We start from the raw sequence: 17,158 nt of genomic DNA, 5'->3' as shown, positions 1-17,158 counted from the left end.
GAGTGGACACCCCGCATGCGCGCGGCGTCCCTTGCGCTGCGCAATGTAGTGGGCGGTCCTGAATCGCCGTCGTCGAATCGGCGACGCCCACTAGGGCAAGCGATACGCTGTATCGTACGATGACCCGTATGCCTCGGCACTCACCCTCACTGGACCGCGCGACCCCGGACCGCATCGCCGAAACCGCCCTCCTCCTGATCGACGAGGGCGGCCCTGAGGCGTTGACCTTCCGTGCGCTGGCGGCGCGACTGGAGATCTCCCTCGCCTCGCTCCAGCGCCGGTGCACCGACCTGGCCGGCCTGCTGGACCTGTGCATCGACCATCTGGCCGCCCGACTGCCGGAGGCCGGGCCGGACACCGACTGGGCCGCCGCCACCGAGACCCGGTTCACCGCGCTCTACCGGCTGCTGGCGAACCATCCGGGACTGCTCGCCCTGCGCGGCACGCGGCCCTGGCTCGGCCCTCATCTGCTGGCCCGCCTGGTAGAGCCGCAGCTCGCCGACAGCCTCGCCGCCGGAATGACTCCCGAGGAGGCGATCACCGCGTACCGGCGGATGTACCTGCTCACCCTCGGCAGCGCCGGCTTCGTCGACCACCGCGATCCCAAGTCCGCTCAGGCAGCCACCCGCACCGCGCTGGCCGCACTCGACCCGGAGAGCTTCCCGGTGCTGAGCGGCAACCTCGCCGCGATCGTGCCCGCGGTCACCGACCACGAGGTCTACTACGGCGCCCTGCGCCAGCTCATCGACGCCGCCGTCGCCGCACCCTCCGTCCACGAACAGCAAGGAACCCGACCATGAGCACCACCGTCCCCGTGGCTCGCGTCTTCAGCAGCGACAACGTCGCCGGCGCCTCCCCGGAGATCGTCGACGCCGTGACCCGCGCGGCCTCCGGCCAGGCCCTCCCGTACGGCGCCGACACCATCACCGGCGATGTCCGGCGCCGCCTGTGCGAGGTCTTCGAGCGTGACGTCGACGTGCTGCTCGTCTCCACCGGGTCCGCCGCCAACGCCCTGAGCCTGGCCGCGCTCACCCCGCCCTGGGGCAGCGTGCTGTGCCACCGCGAGAGCCACATCAACAACGACGAGTGCGGGGCGCCCGAGTTCTACACGGCGGGCGCCAAGCTCGTCCCGCTCGGCGGCCATGACGGGAAGATCGACCCGGCCGAACTGCGGGCGGCCGTACGGCACAAGGCCGGGGACGTGCACAGTGTGGAACCCTCGGTGGTGAGCATCACGCAGGCCACCGAGACCGGGTCCGTGTACACCCTCGACGAGCTGCACACCCTTAGTCCGATCGCCAAGGAGGCGGGCCTGCGTCTGCACATGGACGGTGCCCGCTTCGCCGGAGCCGTCGCCGCGCTCGGCTGCAGCCCGGCCGAGACGACCTGGCGGGCGGGGGTCGACCTGCTCTCCTTCGGCGCGACCAAGAACGGCACGATGACCGCCGACGCGATCGTCGTCTTCGACCGCTCCCTCACCGCCGAACTCGCCTTCCGCGCCAAGCGGGCCGGCCAGCTCGCCTCCAAGATGCGCTTCCACGCCGCCCAGTTCGAGGCCTACCTGACCGACGAACTGTGGCTGCGCAACGCGAGCCACGCCAACGCGATGGCCGCGCGACTCCAGGAGGGCCTCAAGGCGATACCGGAGGTCGGTCTGCTCGGCGCGGCCGACGCCAACATTCTCTTCTGCCGACTCCCGCAGCAGGCCATCGACGGTCTGCTGGCCGACGGCTACGTCTTCTACCACGACCGCTGGGAGCCGGGTGTCGTCCGCTTCGTGACCTCCTTCGCCACCACCGAGCAGGACGTCGACCACCTCGTCCAGGCCGTCGGCCAGCTGTAAGGACAGGACACCGCCTCACAGTGCCGACAGTTCCTCCGCGAGTACGCGCAGCGTCGCCGTGGGGAACATGCCGCCGGACAGGGCTGAGAAGCGGCCCGCGGGGAAGTCCTCAGGCCGGGGGAGCGGTTCGGCGGCCTGTTCGGCCTGGTGACGCTGCTCGCGCACCAGCAGGTGCGTGTCGGTCACGGGCCCGTCGTCGGGCAGGCCCAGGCGCTCGTACTGGCTCGGCGGGGCGTCACTCGCCCGCATGAGGTCGACGAGCAGGATCGCCATGCTCCGCAGCGGAACTGTCGTCCCCTGCCCCGGCGGCGATGAGCTCCCGCTCGACCAGTTCGGTCTCGGCCGTCACGAGGAGCGCGTCGTGGTCCCCGAACTGGATGTACACCAGCTGCCTGCTGACGTCGGCGGCCTCGGAGAGGTCGATGACGGGGAGGGCGGTGGTGCCGTGCTCGGAGACCAGGCGGACGGCGGCTTTCATCAGGGCGGTGCGGGAGCGGAGCACGCGGCGGGCTTGCGCTACGACCAGGGCAGGACCAGTACGCCCCAGGCGACGATGGGTCCGAGGGCGACGATTCCGCCGGTGTAGCCGATGACCTGGCGGTAGAAGCGGCGGGGGTCCACCCCGCGGGCGTTACTGAGGACCAGTGCGCCGTTGGTGGAGAAGGGCGAGGTGTCCACGATCGTCGTGGAGACGGCGAGAGCGGCGATCAGCCCGGCGGCGCTGAGGTGGCTGGAGAGCAGCAGCGGTACGGCGATCGGGATGATCGCGGTGAGGATCGCGGTGGAGGAGGCGAAGGCGGACGTGATGGCCACCGTGAAGCACAGCAGCAGGGCGACGCCGACCGGTGCGCCCAGGCCCGCCGCGTGCTCGGAGATGTTCTCGATGATGCCGGCCTTCTCCAGCATGGCGATGTAGGTCATCATGCCCGCGACCAGCAGCAGGGTGGACCAGCTGACGCCGTCCACGGCCTTCTCCTGCCGCCTCATGTCCACCAGGGCCAGCAGCGCACCGGCCGCCAGGGCCAGGAAGCCGATCTCCAGATGGAAGCCGAGCGCGCCGACCACCAGCGCCATCAGGGAGGCGAGGGTGAGCCACTGGCGCCAGTCGGGCCTGCCGGACACCGCGAGGTCCTCGTCCTCGGCCGCTTCCCCGGAACCCTCGGCCAGCGGGACGGGGCGCTTGGCGAGCAGCACGTAGGTGAGTGCCGAGAGCACCAGGTTGATCAGGAAGCTGGCGCTGAACAGCGTCACCGCGGAGACGTGCAGTTCGGTCTTGTCGACCAGGCCGAGCACCAGCGCACCGGAGACGGCGAGCGGGGAGAACGCGCCCGCGTGCCCGCCGCTGATCACCATCATGCCGACGACCAGCGGGTTGAGCTTGTAGCGGTAGGCGAAGTTCATGCCGATCGGCGCGAGGATCGCGACCGCCGCGGGAGTGAAGGTGCCGAACGCCGTCAGCAGGGCGGCCACCAGGAACAGCACCCAGGGGATGAGCGCGACCTTGCCGCGCACCAGCCGTACGCCGGCCGCGACGAGCCAGTCGATGGTGCCGTTGCGGCGGGCGACGGAGAACAGGTAGGTGACCCCGACGATGGTGACGAAGAGCTTCGCAGGGAACCCCTCGAAGATCTCGTCCTCGGTGAGGCCGAGCGAAGCGGTGCCGACGACGAAGGTGGCGACGAAGGCGAGGATGCCCAGGTTGATCGGCAGCACCGTGCCGACCACGAACATCACCAGCAGCGCGCCTATGGAGATCACTTCAGCAGACATCTTTGTCCTTGGTGCGATGGGGAGGGGCGCGCCCCGAGGGCGCGAGGGTATCCCGGTGCGGACGGCTGGGGGACCGGCCGACCGAGGTGATGTCCGTCCCGGTTCAGGCGGCTTGCGTGCGGCCTGCTTCCGGGACGTGGACGCGGCCTGTCTCCGGGACGTAGATACGTGCGTCGGCGAGCAGCCGCGCCGCGCGTTGTACGGTGACCCGCCGCGGCAGGCCGTCCCGTACGTCGGCGCAGCGGACCGCGACGATGCCGGCGGGTGTGCCGAGACGCAGCCACTCGTCGGTCGGGCCGCCCGCGGTCCGGCAGACCACGGAACCCTCGACCAACCCGGCCGCCGCGACGGCGACGGCGGAGGTGAGACCGATCGCGGGATGCGGGGCGTTCATGCTGAGCATGCGCACCGAGATGTCGTAGTCCTCGGCGGCGATCTGCTCCCCGAGGGTGGTGGCGTACCGCACCGGCGGGCCCACCAGGCCCACCTTGGGCACCGCGTCGCCCGGTTCCTCACCCGGTTCGAGCAGCCCCATCAGCGGTGCGGCGGTATGACGCACGGTACGCAGCCAGGGCACGTCCGTGCCCATCCGCTCCAGTGGCTCGGCGCCGGTGCGTCCGGCGCCGAGGGCGTCGACGAGGACGACGGGTGCTCCGGCGTCCACCATGCTCACCCGTACCGGCTCGGCGGCAGCGACCGGCAGGTCCTGTACGGCCTGCCCGGTGGGGAGCAGTAAACCGGTGGTGCCGCCGGCCGGGTCGCGGAAGGTGAGGCCGACGGCGACCCCGCCGGCACGGGTGCCGGGTACGGTCTGACGGCCGAAGTGGTGGACGACGCCACCGGTGGTGTCCACGAGTCCTTCGAGGACCGCGCCGGTGTTGGTATTGCGCATCACCACACGAGTCCGGTCACCGGTGATCGCCACCATGCCCTTTGCGACCGCGTACAAGGCGATCCCCGTGGCGCAGTTGCCGCAGTTGCTCGTCCACTCGACCGAGCCCGTGCCGATGCCCACCTGGGCGAAGAGATAGTCCACGTCCACGCCGGGTTCGGGGGAGGCGCTCACCACCGCCGCCTTCGAGGTGGTGGGGGTCGCCCCGCCCACGCCGTCCAGTTCCGCGGGATCGGTGGCGCCGTACGCGGAGACCAGCAGCTTCTCCAGTTCGCCACGGTCGGCGGGAACGTCGACCTGGTTGAACAGCCAGCATTTGCTGGTGCCGCCACGCACCAGGGTCGCGGGAGTGTGCACGTCTGAGCTCTTCCTTGATCAACGAAGGGGAGGGAAGGGCCGAGGCGGTGGTTACGGGCGCATTGCGGGCCGGTGAACCGCTCGGCGATTGCGGAGACCTTCGCAGAGGCGTGACTTCGGAACAATCGCAGTTCGCTTCACATGGGTTTAGCTGAGCTAAAGTCGCCTAGAGTCGGAGACATGCTGAACGTGCGCCGACTGCTGCTGCTCACCGAAGCCACCGAACGCGGCTCGCTCACCGCCGCGGCGGAGGCGCTGGGCATGACCACCTCTGCCGCCTCCCAGCAGATGTCCCTGCTGGAGCAGGAGGCCGGACAGCCCCTGATCGAGCGGCTGCCACGCGGGATCCGACCCACCCCGGCGGGTGCCGCGCTGGCCGGGCGAGGTCAGGCGATCCGCCGTGAACTGCGCGCGGCGCAAGCCGACTTGGACTCCTTCACGGCCCTCGACCAGGGCACGCTGCGGCTCGGTTCCTTCCCCACGGCGAGCGCGTCCCTGCTGCCCCTCGCGCTCACCCGCTTCCGTCGCCGCCACACCGGAATCCGTATCGAGGTACGCGCCGGAGTCCTCGCGGAGCTCCGGGAGATGCTCCACACCGGAGAGGTGGAGCAGGGGCTGCTCTGGGACTACGAGTGGAACCGCCTCGACGATCCGGCGCTCTCCCTCACCCACCTCCTGGACGACCCCACGGTGCTGGTCGTCCCCGCCGACTCACCCCTGCGCACCCATCCCTCCGTGCGCATCGGCGACCTCGCCGACCAGGAGTGGATCATCCGCGCCGACAACCATCCCGTCGCCGACGTCCTGCGCCGAAGCTGTCGCCAGGCGGGATTCGAGCCGCGGATCGCCTACTCCTCGCACGACTACCAGGAGGCACAGGCCATGGTCGCCGCCGGGCTCGGCATCGCCCTCGCCCCCCGCCTGGCCCTCACCAGCCGCCGCAGCGACGTACGTCTCCTGCCCTTCGCCTCCGACGTTCGGGCCCCCACGCGCCGCATCCTCCTCGCCCGCGCCACAGCCCGCCCCGCCACCCCACCCGCCCAGGCAATGGCCCGCGTGCTGCGCACGGTGGCCCAGCGATTCACCGCCCCCGGCCTGCACCGGGCTCAGCTCGGTGCGGTGCGGCGCGGCTGAGGACGCGGAGAAGCGGCGAATCGGATCAGTCGCCGGAAGCTGTGGTCAACGCGTCGACCAGCTGCCGGGCTCGTGTCTTCTCCCTCAGGAGGGTTTCGATCAGGGGACCGGTGCCCCGGTCGTTCGTCGATGGGTTGCCGGAATCGGCGGACCGCACCGCGCGCGGGCGTGTGGCCTCATCGAGGTACTGCTTGGCGGGCCGGGCGTCGGCCGTCAGGAGGACGCGGTCACCGGTCAGGGCATGGTGAACCGAGGCGTAGTCGAGGCCCAGGCGGGCCAGCCGCTCACCGCCCGCGTACCGGGTGTCGGGAGAAGGGGTACTCGCCGTTGCCAGGTGCGGATACCGCAGCGCGACCTCGTGGGTGGCCAGAACCGCCAGCAGGACATGCTCGGTGCCCACCTCGCGGTTGCCGAGACGGCGTGCTTGGTCGTAGGTCTCCCTACTGACCCAAAAGGCCGGCGTCGACGCCCAGTTGATCCCGCAGAACTTGAGCACCCACCGCTGGAGGAAGGGCATGTGCCGATAGTGGCTACGGCCGAGGAGCACGTCGCGGGTGGAGTGAAGAAGGGGGGCGAGGCCGTCGTCCTGTCGGCCTCCGGCTCCGCCGTCGAGCCGGGCGCGCACGGCCTGCGGTGAGACGCGGCACGCGCCCAGCAGTTCCACCGCGCGGTTGTCCTCCTCCAGCAACGCCCGCAGCAGGTGAACGGCGGTGAACTTCGCCGCGTCCTCCCGCTGTGCCCGCTTCATCGCCGCGGTCAGCGCTCTGGCCGCGGCGCCGGTGAGGCGGTCCCGGTCACCGTCGTCGCCCAGCACGTCCTGTGCGGCAACGCTTCCCTCTGCGTCGTCGGCATCGCTCCAGGCACCGTCCCGGTCCATTCTGTCCCGCAGCACCGCCATCAGCGCGGTCTTGGTCGCTCCCTCGTCGTCGAGTGCTTTGCGCGCCGGCCCTTTGGCCGTGGTGATGCCGGCCAGCAGGTGCTCGGTGCCCGTGGGTCCCTCGGCGGATCCCCGGGCACCGCGGGCGGCCCCGAGGATTCCGATGATGTTCCAGTCGGGCTCCTTGATCGCTTCCATGCAACCTTTCCTCTTCGGGCGGTTCGGTGGTTCGAGTGGTTCTGCGGTGCGGCGGTCGAGGCCGGGAGCTGCGATGTCGAGCACGTACCGGTCGCGCAGCCCGAACTTCTTGTCGAGCGCCATCAGGTGACGACCTCGGCCTGCCGCACCATCGTCACCGCGACGGGCGGCTCGAAGCAGTCCCCGGAAGTCGTGACCCGCAGCGACCAATGGCGACGGCGGCGGCGCGCCCGGCAGCGCCTGTCCCACCTGTGGTTGTCGACTTTCGTCGTTCGCCGTCACGACGCAGGGATGACGCCGTGCTCCCGGGCGCTGACTATCGTCGGGCCGTGGAACAGGACGAAGCACAGACCGCCCGCACCGTACGGCCGCTCCTCCGCCGGCTTGCCGCCGCGTCCCCCTGGAGCCGCAGAAGGATAGCCGGAGAGATCGTGCTCACCGTCGCCCTCGCCGGGATCGCGGTGCTGTTCGAAGCGGTGAGGGCCGGTTATGGCCTGCGAACCTTCGCTGTCGTGGCGGGCATTGCCGTGCTGTCGCTGATCAGGCGTGCGCTGCCGGTGACGGTGCTGGTCGTCTCCGCCGGTGCGGCAGCGGTACTGCTGTCCGCGGTGCCGCTGATGGTCTACGCGAGCTGGTCGGCGGGAAGCCGCATCACCAAGCCCGGGCGCGTGATCGCTGCCTTCGCTGCCGCACTCGTCCTCCATACCGGGCTGTCCGCGCACGAGGAGATCAGTGGCTCAGGCCTGGCGCTTCCGGTCACGGGCGCGCTGAGCGCGGCGGCGTTTCTCACACTCGGGATCGTGCCGGGCCTGATGTCTCGCTACCGGGCGCAACGCCGCTCGCTGCTGGACGCCCTGCAGCGGAACAACGCCCAGCTCGTGCGCGAGCAGGCGATGGTGGCACGACAGGCGCGCCTGCTGGAGCGAGGCCGCATAGCCCAGGACATGCACGACAGCCTCGGCCACCAACTCGCCCTGATCTCCGTGCACACGGGCGCCCTCCAGGTTGATCCGGACCTGACCGACCGCCAGCGGGAAGGCGTCCGGATCCTGCGTGACGCCTCCGTGGCTGCCATGGGGGAGCTGCGCGAGGCCGTCGGAATCCTCAAGGAAGACCGGCACGATCCGGACCGGCTCGACGACCCCACCGAGCACGCCGGCCCCTCTCCGGCCACGGCCACCCACGCGGGCGGCGGGCGCCCGCTCTCCCGCGCTGTGGCCTCCATCGACGTCCTGGTGGCAACGTCCCGGGCCGCGGGCGCGACCGTGGAACTGCACCGGTCCGGCGCTGCCCGGCCCCTGGCGCCCGCCGCCGACCACGCGGCGTACCGCATAGCCCAGGAGGGCCTGACCAACGCCCACAAGCATGCCCCGGGCGCCTCGATCACCGTCGCCCTGCGCTACGAGCCCGACAGCCTGGTGGTGGAGGTCGCCAACGGGCCCGCACCGGCCGGGGCGCCGGGTGCCCCGGCAGCGATCAGCGGCGGTCAGGGACTGACGGGCCTGCGGGAGCGGGCCCGGCTCGTCGGCGGCATGGTGCACACCGGCCCCACCGCGGACGGCGGATTCCGCATCGCGGGGATGCTGCCCTACGGCACCGGGCACGGCCAGCCCGTGCCCCGCCCGGACGATGCGACCTCCGTCAGCGCGGACGACGACTTTGGAGGACAGTCAGGGGCGGCACCCGAGGGCAACGCTGGAACGGTCATCAACCGTTCCGACAAGCACGGGGAGTACGCCGCCCTCATGAGCAGCAAGAAGAACGTGGCCATCGGCTGCGCCGTCACAGCCGTCGTCCTCGTCGTGAGCGTGATCGCCCTCGGCATATGGGGGGTGAGCGCGCTGATGGACGAACTGGACAAGTCCACGATCCCGGTGAGCGTGTACGAGTCGGCGAAAGAGGGCGATGCCGAAGCCGACGTGCAGGCCGAGCTGCCCGAAGAGGACTCTTTCCTCACGGCGGAACTGGAGGACCAGGGCCCGCGGATACCCAAGGACGCCACCTGCCGCCACTTCGCGTCCGACGACCTCGACGACACCTCGACCATCTTCCGGTTCTGCTTCCGCGACGGGAAGCTGGTCACGAAGCAGACCTTCAAGGACGAGAGTTGATCCGCAGGGCCGAGAGTTGATTCGTAGGCCCGAGAGATGACCGGCCCGCGATATAGCCCGTACGCGCGATGAACCCCGACCGGATCAAGGCATGATGGCGAAGCCATGCCATCGCCTTCCGACCGACACCGCTCAGGAGGCCGTGTGATCCGGGTCCTCGTCGCCGACGACGAGCCGCTCATCCGAGCCGGCATCAGGATGATCCTCAACTCGGCCGACGACATCGACGTGGTCGCCGAGGCCGGCGATGGCCGGGAGGCGGTGAAGCACGCTCGGGGCACCGCCGTCGACGTGGCTCTGCTGGACATCCAGATGCCGGTGATGGACGGGCTGACGGCACTGGCCGAGCTGGGCCGCGCCGCGCCGCAGGTACGGGTGCTGATCCTCACCACCTTCGGCGAGCGCGACAACGTACTGCGCGCGCTCGGCCACGGCGGCGCGGGCTTTCTGCTCAAGGACACCGCGCCCGATGAGCTGATCCACGCGGTGCGGGCGGCGGCTGCCGGCAACGCGTATCTCTCGCCGGCGGCCACCCGGCACGTGGCGGACGCCCTTGCCTCCCCCCTGGCCACCGCCCGCGCGGAGGAGGCCAGGCGCCGCCTCGACGGACTGACCGCACGGGAGCGCGATGTCCTCGCCCTGCTCGGCGAGGGCCTGTCCAACGCGGACACCGGCAGGCGGCTGCACATGAGCGAAGCCACCGTGAAGACCTACGTCAGCCGCATCCTGACCAAGCTCGACTGCGACAACCGGGTGCAGGCGGCGCTGCTCGCCCGCGACGCCGGACTGCACCCGGACACGGTGTGACCCGGGTGTGGTGCAAGGCCGCACCGGCGTGGGGACTGACACCACCACACCGCCCGGCCACGCGACGACTCTGACCGCCCGGTCTTCCCGGTCAGCGCGCGATGATGGCGGCCACCAGGGCCCCCAGCAGGCCCAGCCCGGACAAGCCGACGGTGAGCGGCTGTGCGAGAGCGGGGTGGCGGTGTACGGCATAGGCGAGGCCGGCGGCGGTCAGGAGGGCGACCATCACCAGCAGCAGGACGACCAGCAGGGCAAGCGTGGACATGAGCGGTGCTTCCTGGGATGCGGGCACGAGGTCGTGCACGGCGGACGGACAGACGATCAGGGCGCGCGTGCGGTCCTCGGGTGGAGAGTCGCGGCAAGGCGCGCGAGGCCCTCGGCGGTGGTGTCCGTCTGGGCCGGATGTGCCTCCAGCGTCGGGCACGGCGGTTTGTTGCTCCAAGCGCAAGAACGCCCTGACGGCGACTTTTTCCGAGCCGCGATCAGGGGCGTGAAGGCTGCGGATTGTTGCTCGAGGTGCAAGAAACCGGTGAGCGGGACGTCAGTTGGGCGGGAACGATGAGAGGGCCGATGTGGTGAGGCAGGACGAACCGGAGCGCTCGGGCAGAGCGCGGCGGCCGGTGGGGCGTTCCCGGGCTCCGCTCGAGCAAGGCAGCCTGCCGCCGGCCGTTGAGCAATGGGCGAAGCACCTGCGGGAGCTGGTCGACAGGTCATTCGACACGGACGGCCAGGCGGCGAAGGCCCTGAAAGTGAGCAGTCCTGACCTGTCGAAGTTCCTCGCCGGCAAGAAGGTGCCGGAGCGGTCTTTCGTCCGCACGATCCACACCGTCTGCGCCCGTCATCGGGGCACGAGCGTGGACGATGAGGAGCGCCGGCTGACCGACCGGCTGTACATGGGGGCCTTGGAGCATCTCAACCCGCCGGTGTGGAAGCTGCTGAGCGCGGTGACCGAGCGGGACGCCGCACTGGCCCGGGAACGCGATGCCCGGCGCAAGTTGTCGCAGGTGCGCGGCCGGCTGCACCGCGTCGGCGACGAGGCGGAACGCCTGCGCCGGGAGCTGCACGATGCCCGTACCGCGCGGGACGAACTGGCGGCCCGGGTCGAACGGCTCCTCCGGCAAGTACGCCACCTGGAGGGTGAGGCGGTGGTGGCGGAGGCGATCCGTATCGCCGAACAGGCCGCAGCCGAAAGGCCGTTGTCCGGGACGAATGTCCTTCTCGTGCGCTGGAGCGGCATCATGCTCGTGCTGTCCACGCTGGTGTGCGTGGGGGCGTTGGCCGCGATTCTGATCATCGCGCGACTGGCGGACGACCAAGGACCGTGGACGATCGGGGGCTGGGCGGCAGCCGGCGGCGCCGCGCTGGTGGCGGCGGCCGCAGGGCGGTTGCGGCACGAGGCGTTACGGCGGCTGGACGCCGCACGCGACGCCGGAGAGTTCCCCTTCGCGGCCGTCCTGGTCGTCGCGGCCTTCGCGACGCTCTTCGGCTCACTGAGCCTCGGCATCGGCAACCAGAAGGAGTACCTCGACCACCGCTCGGCCGTGGCGGCCGTCGTTTCCGACTGCGAGCGCAGCCCGAGCAGCAACGACCGCAGCGTGCCGACCTACACGTGCGTGCACACCTGGACCGTGGCGGGCCGCACCTACCAGGAGCGGGCTTCGGCCCTGGCCAGCGACGAAGGCAAGAAGACGACCGTGCTGATCGACCCGGCCGACCCCTCGTCCATGCTTCCCGAGCGGTTCGGACTGCGCGGCTACCTCTGGTGGTACTTCATCGCCGTGTTCCTGCTCGTCCTCCCCGCCGGTGCCCTGCACCTGTTGCGCAAGGGGTGGGAGAAGACCTCGAACGAGATAAGGAGGGCCGAGCTCAGGGCCAAGCACGTTGCCGAGCGAACCCCTTCTGCCTTGCGTTCCTCATGACGCTCCCCAGTCCGCTGTCTCCGGAAGGCCCCTCGATGTATAACGTTTTCCGCCGAACAGCCCTGCGCTCGGTCGGCGGGCTCGCCTACGCCGACGGCGGGGCCGTGGTCCGGCGTGGCATGAGCGTGGGGGAGAGCATGACCCGGGTCGACGGCCTGTGCCGGTCGGCGATCCGGTCCAGCAGAAGGCGTACGGCGTTCCTGCCCATCTCGTGTCCTGCCTGGTCGACGCTGGTCAGGGAGATGGGGCCGAACGCGGCGAAGGTGGTGTTGTCGTAGCCGGCCACGGAGATGTCGCCGGGGACGGTCAGTCCGGCCTCGGCGACCGCTTCCAGTACACCCATGGCGACGATGTCGGCTCCGGCGAAGACGGCGGTGGGCCGGTGCGGGCGGGCCAGCAACTGCTGCGCGCCCTTGTACCCGCCCTCCTGGGTGTAGCTGGTGGACACGACGTCGGTCCATTCCTCCAGGCCGTGCGCCCGCATAGCCTGCCGGTATCCGTCGGCGCGCCGGGCGTTGGGCATCTCGGCGAGGCGCGCGGGATCGGTTTCGTGGTGCTCGATGTGGGCGATCCTGCGGTGCCCGAGACCGGCGAGGTGGCCGACGACCAGGGACGCGCCCTCGATGTCGTCGTCGGCCACGGTGTCGAAGAGCGGGGACGTCCCGTGGCGGCCGATGACGACGGTCGGCACGGCGGAGGCGACGTGCTCGAGGCGGGCTCGGGAGGATACGGGGGCGACCAGGACGATGCCGTCCATGCCGCGATCGATCATCGCCTCGGTGACGCGGGCCTCCGCCTTCTCGCCGTTGCAGCCCGGCCCGAGGAACACCTGGTACTCGGTGTCCTCCAGTGAACCCGTGATGCCGTCCAGGATCTCGGGGAAGAACGGGTTGCGGATGTCGGGCAGCATGACGCCGATGGTGTACGTCTGACCGCGCAACGCCCTGGCGCCCGCGTGCGGCCGGTAGCCCAGCTCGTCGATCGCGCGCCGCACCTTGGCACGCATCTCGGGGCTGGCGCCGTAGGCATTGCGCAGCACCTTCGACACAGCGGTCGTGGAGACCTGGGCGTGACGTGCCACGTCGACGATGGTGACCCTGCGACGCGGTGCTGGCGGCTCCATCCGGTCCCTTGCCTCTCTGGGAAACGCTGCGGCCGAGTGTATGCCCGGCGTCTTGACGCCCCGTGGGGTGCTCTCTAGGGTCGGGCCCACATCTCTTCGGAAAACGTTACCCACCGCTGGCCGGATGGTGACGTGACCCTGTTTTTGAATCGATTCATAACCGGAGGAAGCAGGCGTGAATCAGGATGCAGTGCGTCGTCGGACCGTGCTCGCCGCGACGGCCGGAGCCGTGTCGGCAGGGGCCGGGGTGGGTGTCCCGGGAGGCGGAACGAGTGCCGCCGCCGCGGATGCGTCCCGGCTTCCGGAGGGCCACGCGGTGGGGGCGCTGACCGTCGAACACCGCACCGATCCCCTGGGCATGGACGCGGACAGGCCGCGCTTCGGGTGGCACATACGGTCGGCAACCCGTGGCCGGAGCCAGGGGTCGTACCAGATCCTTGTGGCGAGTTCGCCCGACAAACTGTCCGCCGCGCGCGCGGACCTCTGGAACAGCGGACGCGTCCGCTCCTCCGACTCCGTCGCCGTCCGCTACGCGGGCAAGCCGCTCGGCGCCTCCACCCGCTACCACTGGACCGTCACCGTCTGGGACACCGAAGGCCGCCCGGTCGGCGTCGCGTTCCCGTCCACCTTCGAGACCGGCCTGATGAGCACCGACGGTGTGGCCGGGTGGGACGGCGCGCAGTGGATCGGGATGAAGGGGAAGGCGCCCCGCTCGGCCGGTGCTCCCATGCTGCGGAGGGAGACACCCCTCAGGACCGACGGCCGGCAGCGGGTGCGTGAGGCACGACTGTACGTCTCGGCTCTCGGGGTCTACGACGCCTACGTCAACGGACACCATGTGACCGTCCCGCAGGACGGCGGCACCACGATCGAACTGCTGCCCCCGGGCTGGACCAACTACGACGCGCGCATCAATTACCTGACGTACGACGTCACGGATCTCGTGACGCGGGAGCAGGCGGTCACCCTCGCCTTCGTCCTGGGCAACGGCTGGTACAACGGCCGGGTCTCCGAGGGCAGTACGTACTGGTCGAAGGAGGGCAACGCCCTCGCGGTCAAGGCCAAGCTGCTGATCCGGTACGCCGACGGCACCTCGCAGTCGGTCGTCACCGAGCCGGACGGCACCTGGAAGGCCACGGACACCGGCCCGTGCCGGGCCGACGACATCTACGACGGCCAGACCTACGACGCCCGGAAGGAACTGCCCGGCTGGACGGCGCCCGCATTCGACGACAGCGGGTGGGCCGACGTGGCACGCGTCGCCTTCGAGGACAAGTACCCGGGCGTCCAACTCCTCGCCTACCCGGCCGAGACGGCGCGCCTCATGCCGAAGTGGGACCGCCGCCCACGGTCGATCACCGTAGCCACCGGAGTGACCGGCCAGGACGGCAGCCCCAACGGCAAGGGCCGCATCGTCGTGGACCCCGCCCGGACGGTGACCGACCCTGAGCAGGCGGCCTCCGCCTCCGTGACGATCGGCAGCGGCGAGACCGCCGTCTTCGACCTCGGCCAGAACATGGTCGGCGTCGCCCGCTACCGCCTGCGCGGCCCGGCCGGCGCGCGGGCCGAGTTCAGGTTCGGCGAGATGCTCAACGACGACAGCGCCGGAGCGGACGGTCCCGAGGGCTCCGTCTACCGGGCCAACCTCCGCACCGCCAAGGCCACCAGCACCTACATCCTCAAGGGCGACCGGAAGGGCGAGACCCATCAGGACTCACTGACCTTCTACGGCTTCCGCTACGTGTCCGTCACCGCGACGGACACCGTCACGATCACCGGTCTGACCGGCAGGACCGCCACATCCGCGATCCGCGAGACCGGCACCCTCACCACGAACGACCCCGACATCAACCGGCTGATGAGCAACATCCGCTGGGGCCAGCGCGGCAACTACCTCTGGGTGCCCACCGACTGCCCCCAGCGCGACGAACGCCTCGGCTGGACCGGCGACACCCAGGTCTTCGCCACCACCGGCCTCTACAACGCGGACGCCGGTGTCTTCCTCGGCCACTTCCAGGACACCGTCGTCGACTCCCAGACCATCTACGGCACGGACAGGGCGCAGTTCACCGGAGTGGCACCGGGCGGGCGGTACAACTTCCCCGACGGCGGGAGCGGTTGGGCGGACTGCGGCGTCGTCCTCCCGTGGACCGTGTGGCAGATGACGGGGGACGCGAACATCGTCGAGAGCAGCTGGCCGGCGATGACCCGCTATCTGGAGTGGATCCGTGAGCAGACCGGTGACACCTACGCCGGGCAGGGGTCCCTCACCGGCGACTGGCTGGCACCGCAGAAGACCAGCGCCCAGCTCATGAGCGACGTCTACTACGGCTACTCCTCGCGGTTGATGGCGCAGATGGCCCGGGCGATCGGCCGGGCGGCGGAAGCGGAGGCGTACCAGCGCCTCTTCGGGCGTATCAGGCAGGCGTTCATCGCCAAGTACCTGAGCACCGAGGGCGGCCGGGTCACGGTGAAGTCCAGCCTCGGCGACGCCTCCCCGATCGAACCCGGCGCCGACCCCGACCAGAAGACGGAGGACAACAGCCAGACCGCGCTGCTCTGGGTCCTCAAGCTCGGGTTCTACGAGACGCAGGCACAACGCCGCGCACTCGTCGGGCACTTGGCCGACAACATCGGCAACGACGCGGCCTACAAGGCGGCGCACCCGGACAGCAGCCGGGTCAAGTACGCCGAGAACACGCTGTCCGTCGGCTTCCTGGGCGTCAACGTCCTGGCCCCCGTCCTCGCCGACGAGGGCCGCGCCGACTTGGCGTACGAACTGCTCCACCAGGACGCCCTGCCGTCCTGGCTGTACTCGGTGAAGAACGGCGCCACCACCGTCTGGGAGCGCTGGAACTCCTACTCCGAGGACGCGGGATTCGGCCCGGTGAGCATGAACTCCTTCAACCACTACGCCTACGGCGCGATCATGGAGTGGATGTACACGCACATGGCCGGCATCGCCCGCGATCCGGACAGCCCCGGCTTCAAGCACTTCCTGCTGCGGCCCCACCTCGATCCCACGGGCAGGATCACACGGGTGGCGGGCTCGTACGAGTCGCCGTACGGCGAGATCCGAAGCGCCTGGGAGGTCGTCGAGGCGGGGCGGGCCCTGGAGTACGAGGCCGCGGTGCCCGCCAACAGCGAGGCGACCCTGCGCCTTCCCGTCACCTCCGCCGATGCCGTCCGTGAGGGACGCACCCCGCTGGCACAGGTGCCCGGAGTGCGATTCCTCGGATTCGCCGACGGGGTGTGCGCGTACCGTCTGCCGTCCGGGCGGTACCGACTGACCGCGGCGCTCCGGGGCTGACTACGATGGTCCGTCGGCGTTCGACTGCACCGTGTCGGTCACGGGCGGCACCGACTTCGACCTTGGGCAGGAGCAGCGCAGCACGATGACAGGTCTCCGCGACGTCGTCGCACTGGACGACCCGGTGGGGGAATCGCTCCGGGGTCACCACGGGCATCTCGCTCGCCGACTGGGCCGGGCGGTCACCTACCTTCCGGGAGTCGCGACCTTTTCCGCGGTGTCCGCTGAAGCGGACTCGCAGGAGTGGGGCGAGCTCGCCGGGCTGCTGGGGCGGGGCGAGTTCGCTGACATGTTCAGCTGCCCGGCGACGCCGCCACCGGACTGGGAGCCGGTGTTCGTCCTCGAGGGCCGCCAGATGATCTGGACCGGCGACAGCCGTCCCGGTGCCTCTCCCCTCGAACTCGACCCCGCCGTGGTCCGGTTGGGCGCTGAGAGCGTGCCCGGGATGCTCGACCTCGTCGAGCGGACCAAGCCGGGGCCGTTCTGGCCACGCACCCATGAACTCGGCACCTATCTCGGCATCCACGACGGCGACAAGCTGGTGGCGATGGTCGGGGAGCGGCTCCGGCCTCCTGGGTGGACCGAGATCAGCGCTGTCTGCACCGCTCCCGAGGCACGCGGACAAGGCCACGCCGCCCGTCTGGTGCGCGCGCTGGTCGCGCGGATCGTGGGCCGGGGCGAACGTCCCTTCCTGCACGTGGCCGAGGCGAACACCGGCGCGATCGCGCTCTACGAGCGACTCGGATTCGAGACCCGGAAGCATGTGACGTTCCGCGGGTTCCGCACTCCGTGAGGCATCCGGCCCCGGAGCCGTCGG

At 70.5% G+C, this 17,158-nt stretch carries 15 protein-coding genes; 8 read left to right on the top strand and 7 right to left on the bottom strand.

Features of this window, described 5'->3' with window-relative positions; translation table 11 throughout:
* Window positions 1-128 precede the first annotated feature (128 nt).
* Entirely contained in the window at window positions 129-800 is a 672-nt protein-coding gene (locus ACWIF2_RS09310; protein ID WP_454359512.1) for a TetR/AcrR family transcriptional regulator, read from the top strand.
* Window positions 797-1,843 (top strand): threonine aldolase family protein, encoded by a 1,047-nt coding sequence (locus ACWIF2_RS09305; RefSeq protein ID WP_454359511.1) that lies wholly within the window; start codon window positions 797-799, stop codon window positions 1,841-1,843. The genes ACWIF2_RS09310 and ACWIF2_RS09305 overlap by 4 nt, the downstream gene beginning before the upstream one ends.
* A 15-nt stretch (window positions 1,844-1,858) precedes the next feature.
* Here the strand turns inward: ACWIF2_RS09305 and ACWIF2_RS09300 are convergent, their stop codons facing one another.
* The 4 genes from ACWIF2_RS09300 to ACWIF2_RS09285 form a co-directional block, all read right to left on the bottom strand.
* The gene (locus tag ACWIF2_RS09300) at window positions 1,859-2,116 is read right to left on the bottom strand and encodes a hypothetical protein (protein WP_454359510.1); all 258 of its coding nucleotides are present in this window, start codon (window positions 2,114-2,116) and stop codon (window positions 1,859-1,861) included.
* Window positions 2,079-2,345 (bottom strand): TetR family transcriptional regulator, encoded by a 267-nt coding sequence (locus ACWIF2_RS09295; RefSeq protein ID WP_454359509.1) that lies wholly within the window; start codon window positions 2,343-2,345, stop codon window positions 2,079-2,081. Before ACWIF2_RS09295 ends, ACWIF2_RS09300 begins: the two co-directional genes overlap by 38 nt.
* Before the next feature lie 14 nt (window positions 2,346-2,359).
* Entirely contained in the window at window positions 2,360-3,613 is a 1,254-nt protein-coding gene (locus ACWIF2_RS09290; RefSeq protein ID WP_454359508.1) for an SLC13 family permease, read from the bottom strand.
* A gap of 103 nt (window positions 3,614-3,716) precedes the next feature.
* Window positions 3,717-4,862, bottom strand: a complete 1,146-nt coding sequence (locus ACWIF2_RS09285) for a PrpF domain-containing protein (RefSeq protein ID WP_454359507.1) — start codon at window positions 4,860-4,862, stop codon at window positions 3,717-3,719.
* A 180-nt stretch (window positions 4,863-5,042) separates the two neighbouring features.
* Here ACWIF2_RS09285 and ACWIF2_RS09280 point away from each other — a divergent pair, with 180 nt between their 5' ends.
* On the top strand, window positions 5,043-5,996 hold the full coding sequence (locus ACWIF2_RS09280) for a LysR family transcriptional regulator (RefSeq protein WP_454359506.1): 954 nt from the start codon (window positions 5,043-5,045) through the stop codon (window positions 5,994-5,996).
* Window positions 5,997-6,021: 25 nt separating this feature from the next.
* Here the strand turns inward: ACWIF2_RS09280 and ACWIF2_RS09275 are convergent, their stop codons facing one another.
* The gene (locus tag ACWIF2_RS09275) at window positions 6,022-7,071 is read right to left on the bottom strand and encodes a Clp protease N-terminal domain-containing protein (protein WP_454359505.1); all 1,050 of its coding nucleotides are present in this window, start codon (window positions 7,069-7,071) and stop codon (window positions 6,022-6,024) included.
* Window positions 7,072-7,400: 329 nt separating this feature from the next.
* Here ACWIF2_RS09275 and ACWIF2_RS09270 point away from each other — a divergent pair, with 329 nt between their 5' ends.
* Together ACWIF2_RS09270 and ACWIF2_RS09265 are read left to right on the top strand one after the other, a co-directional pair.
* Complete coding sequence (locus ACWIF2_RS09270) at window positions 7,401-9,182, top strand: histidine kinase (protein WP_454359504.1); 1,782 nt, start codon at window positions 7,401-7,403, stop codon at window positions 9,180-9,182.
* Between the two features lie 144 nt (window positions 9,183-9,326).
* Window positions 9,327-9,989 carry a response regulator gene (locus ACWIF2_RS09265; RefSeq protein ID WP_454359503.1) on the top strand — a complete coding sequence of 221 codons (663 nt, stop codon included), beginning with the start codon at window positions 9,327-9,329 and terminating at the stop codon, window positions 9,987-9,989.
* A gap of 91 nt (window positions 9,990-10,080) precedes the next feature.
* Here the strand turns inward: ACWIF2_RS09265 and ACWIF2_RS09260 are convergent, their stop codons facing one another.
* Complete coding sequence (locus ACWIF2_RS09260; RefSeq protein WP_454359502.1) at window positions 10,081-10,254, bottom strand: hypothetical protein; 174 nt, start codon at window positions 10,252-10,254, stop codon at window positions 10,081-10,083.
* A 484-nt stretch (window positions 10,255-10,738) separates the two neighbouring features.
* On the opposite strand from ACWIF2_RS09260, the gene ACWIF2_RS09255 reads away from it, so the two are divergent.
* Window positions 10,739-11,908, top strand: a complete 1,170-nt coding sequence (locus ACWIF2_RS09255) for a DUF3592 domain-containing protein (RefSeq protein ID WP_454359501.1) — start codon at window positions 10,739-10,741, stop codon at window positions 11,906-11,908.
* A gap of 85 nt (window positions 11,909-11,993) precedes the next feature.
* Here the strand turns inward: ACWIF2_RS09255 and ACWIF2_RS09250 are convergent, their stop codons facing one another.
* Window positions 11,994-13,031, bottom strand: a complete 1,038-nt coding sequence (locus ACWIF2_RS09250) for a LacI family DNA-binding transcriptional regulator (protein ID WP_454359500.1) — start codon at window positions 13,029-13,031, stop codon at window positions 11,994-11,996.
* 175 nt (window positions 13,032-13,206) lie between these two features.
* Between ACWIF2_RS09250 and ACWIF2_RS09245 the strand changes: the two genes are divergently transcribed.
* Together ACWIF2_RS09245 and ACWIF2_RS09240 are read left to right on the top strand one after the other, a co-directional pair.
* Window positions 13,207-16,341, top strand: a complete 3,135-nt coding sequence (locus ACWIF2_RS09245; RefSeq protein ID WP_454359499.1) for a family 78 glycoside hydrolase catalytic domain — start codon at window positions 13,207-13,209, stop codon at window positions 16,339-16,341.
* 85 nt (window positions 16,342-16,426) lie between these two features.
* Window positions 16,427-17,134, top strand: a complete 708-nt coding sequence (locus ACWIF2_RS09240; RefSeq protein WP_454359498.1) for a GNAT family N-acetyltransferase — start codon at window positions 16,427-16,429, stop codon at window positions 17,132-17,134.
* Window positions 17,135-17,158 lie beyond the last annotated feature (24 nt).

The sequence above is a fragment of the Streptomyces sp. NPDC055506 genome, from assembly GCF_053643595.1.
The sequence above is the reverse complement of the archived record's forward strand: the minus strand, read 5'-3'. Positions and strand labels throughout refer to the sequence as shown.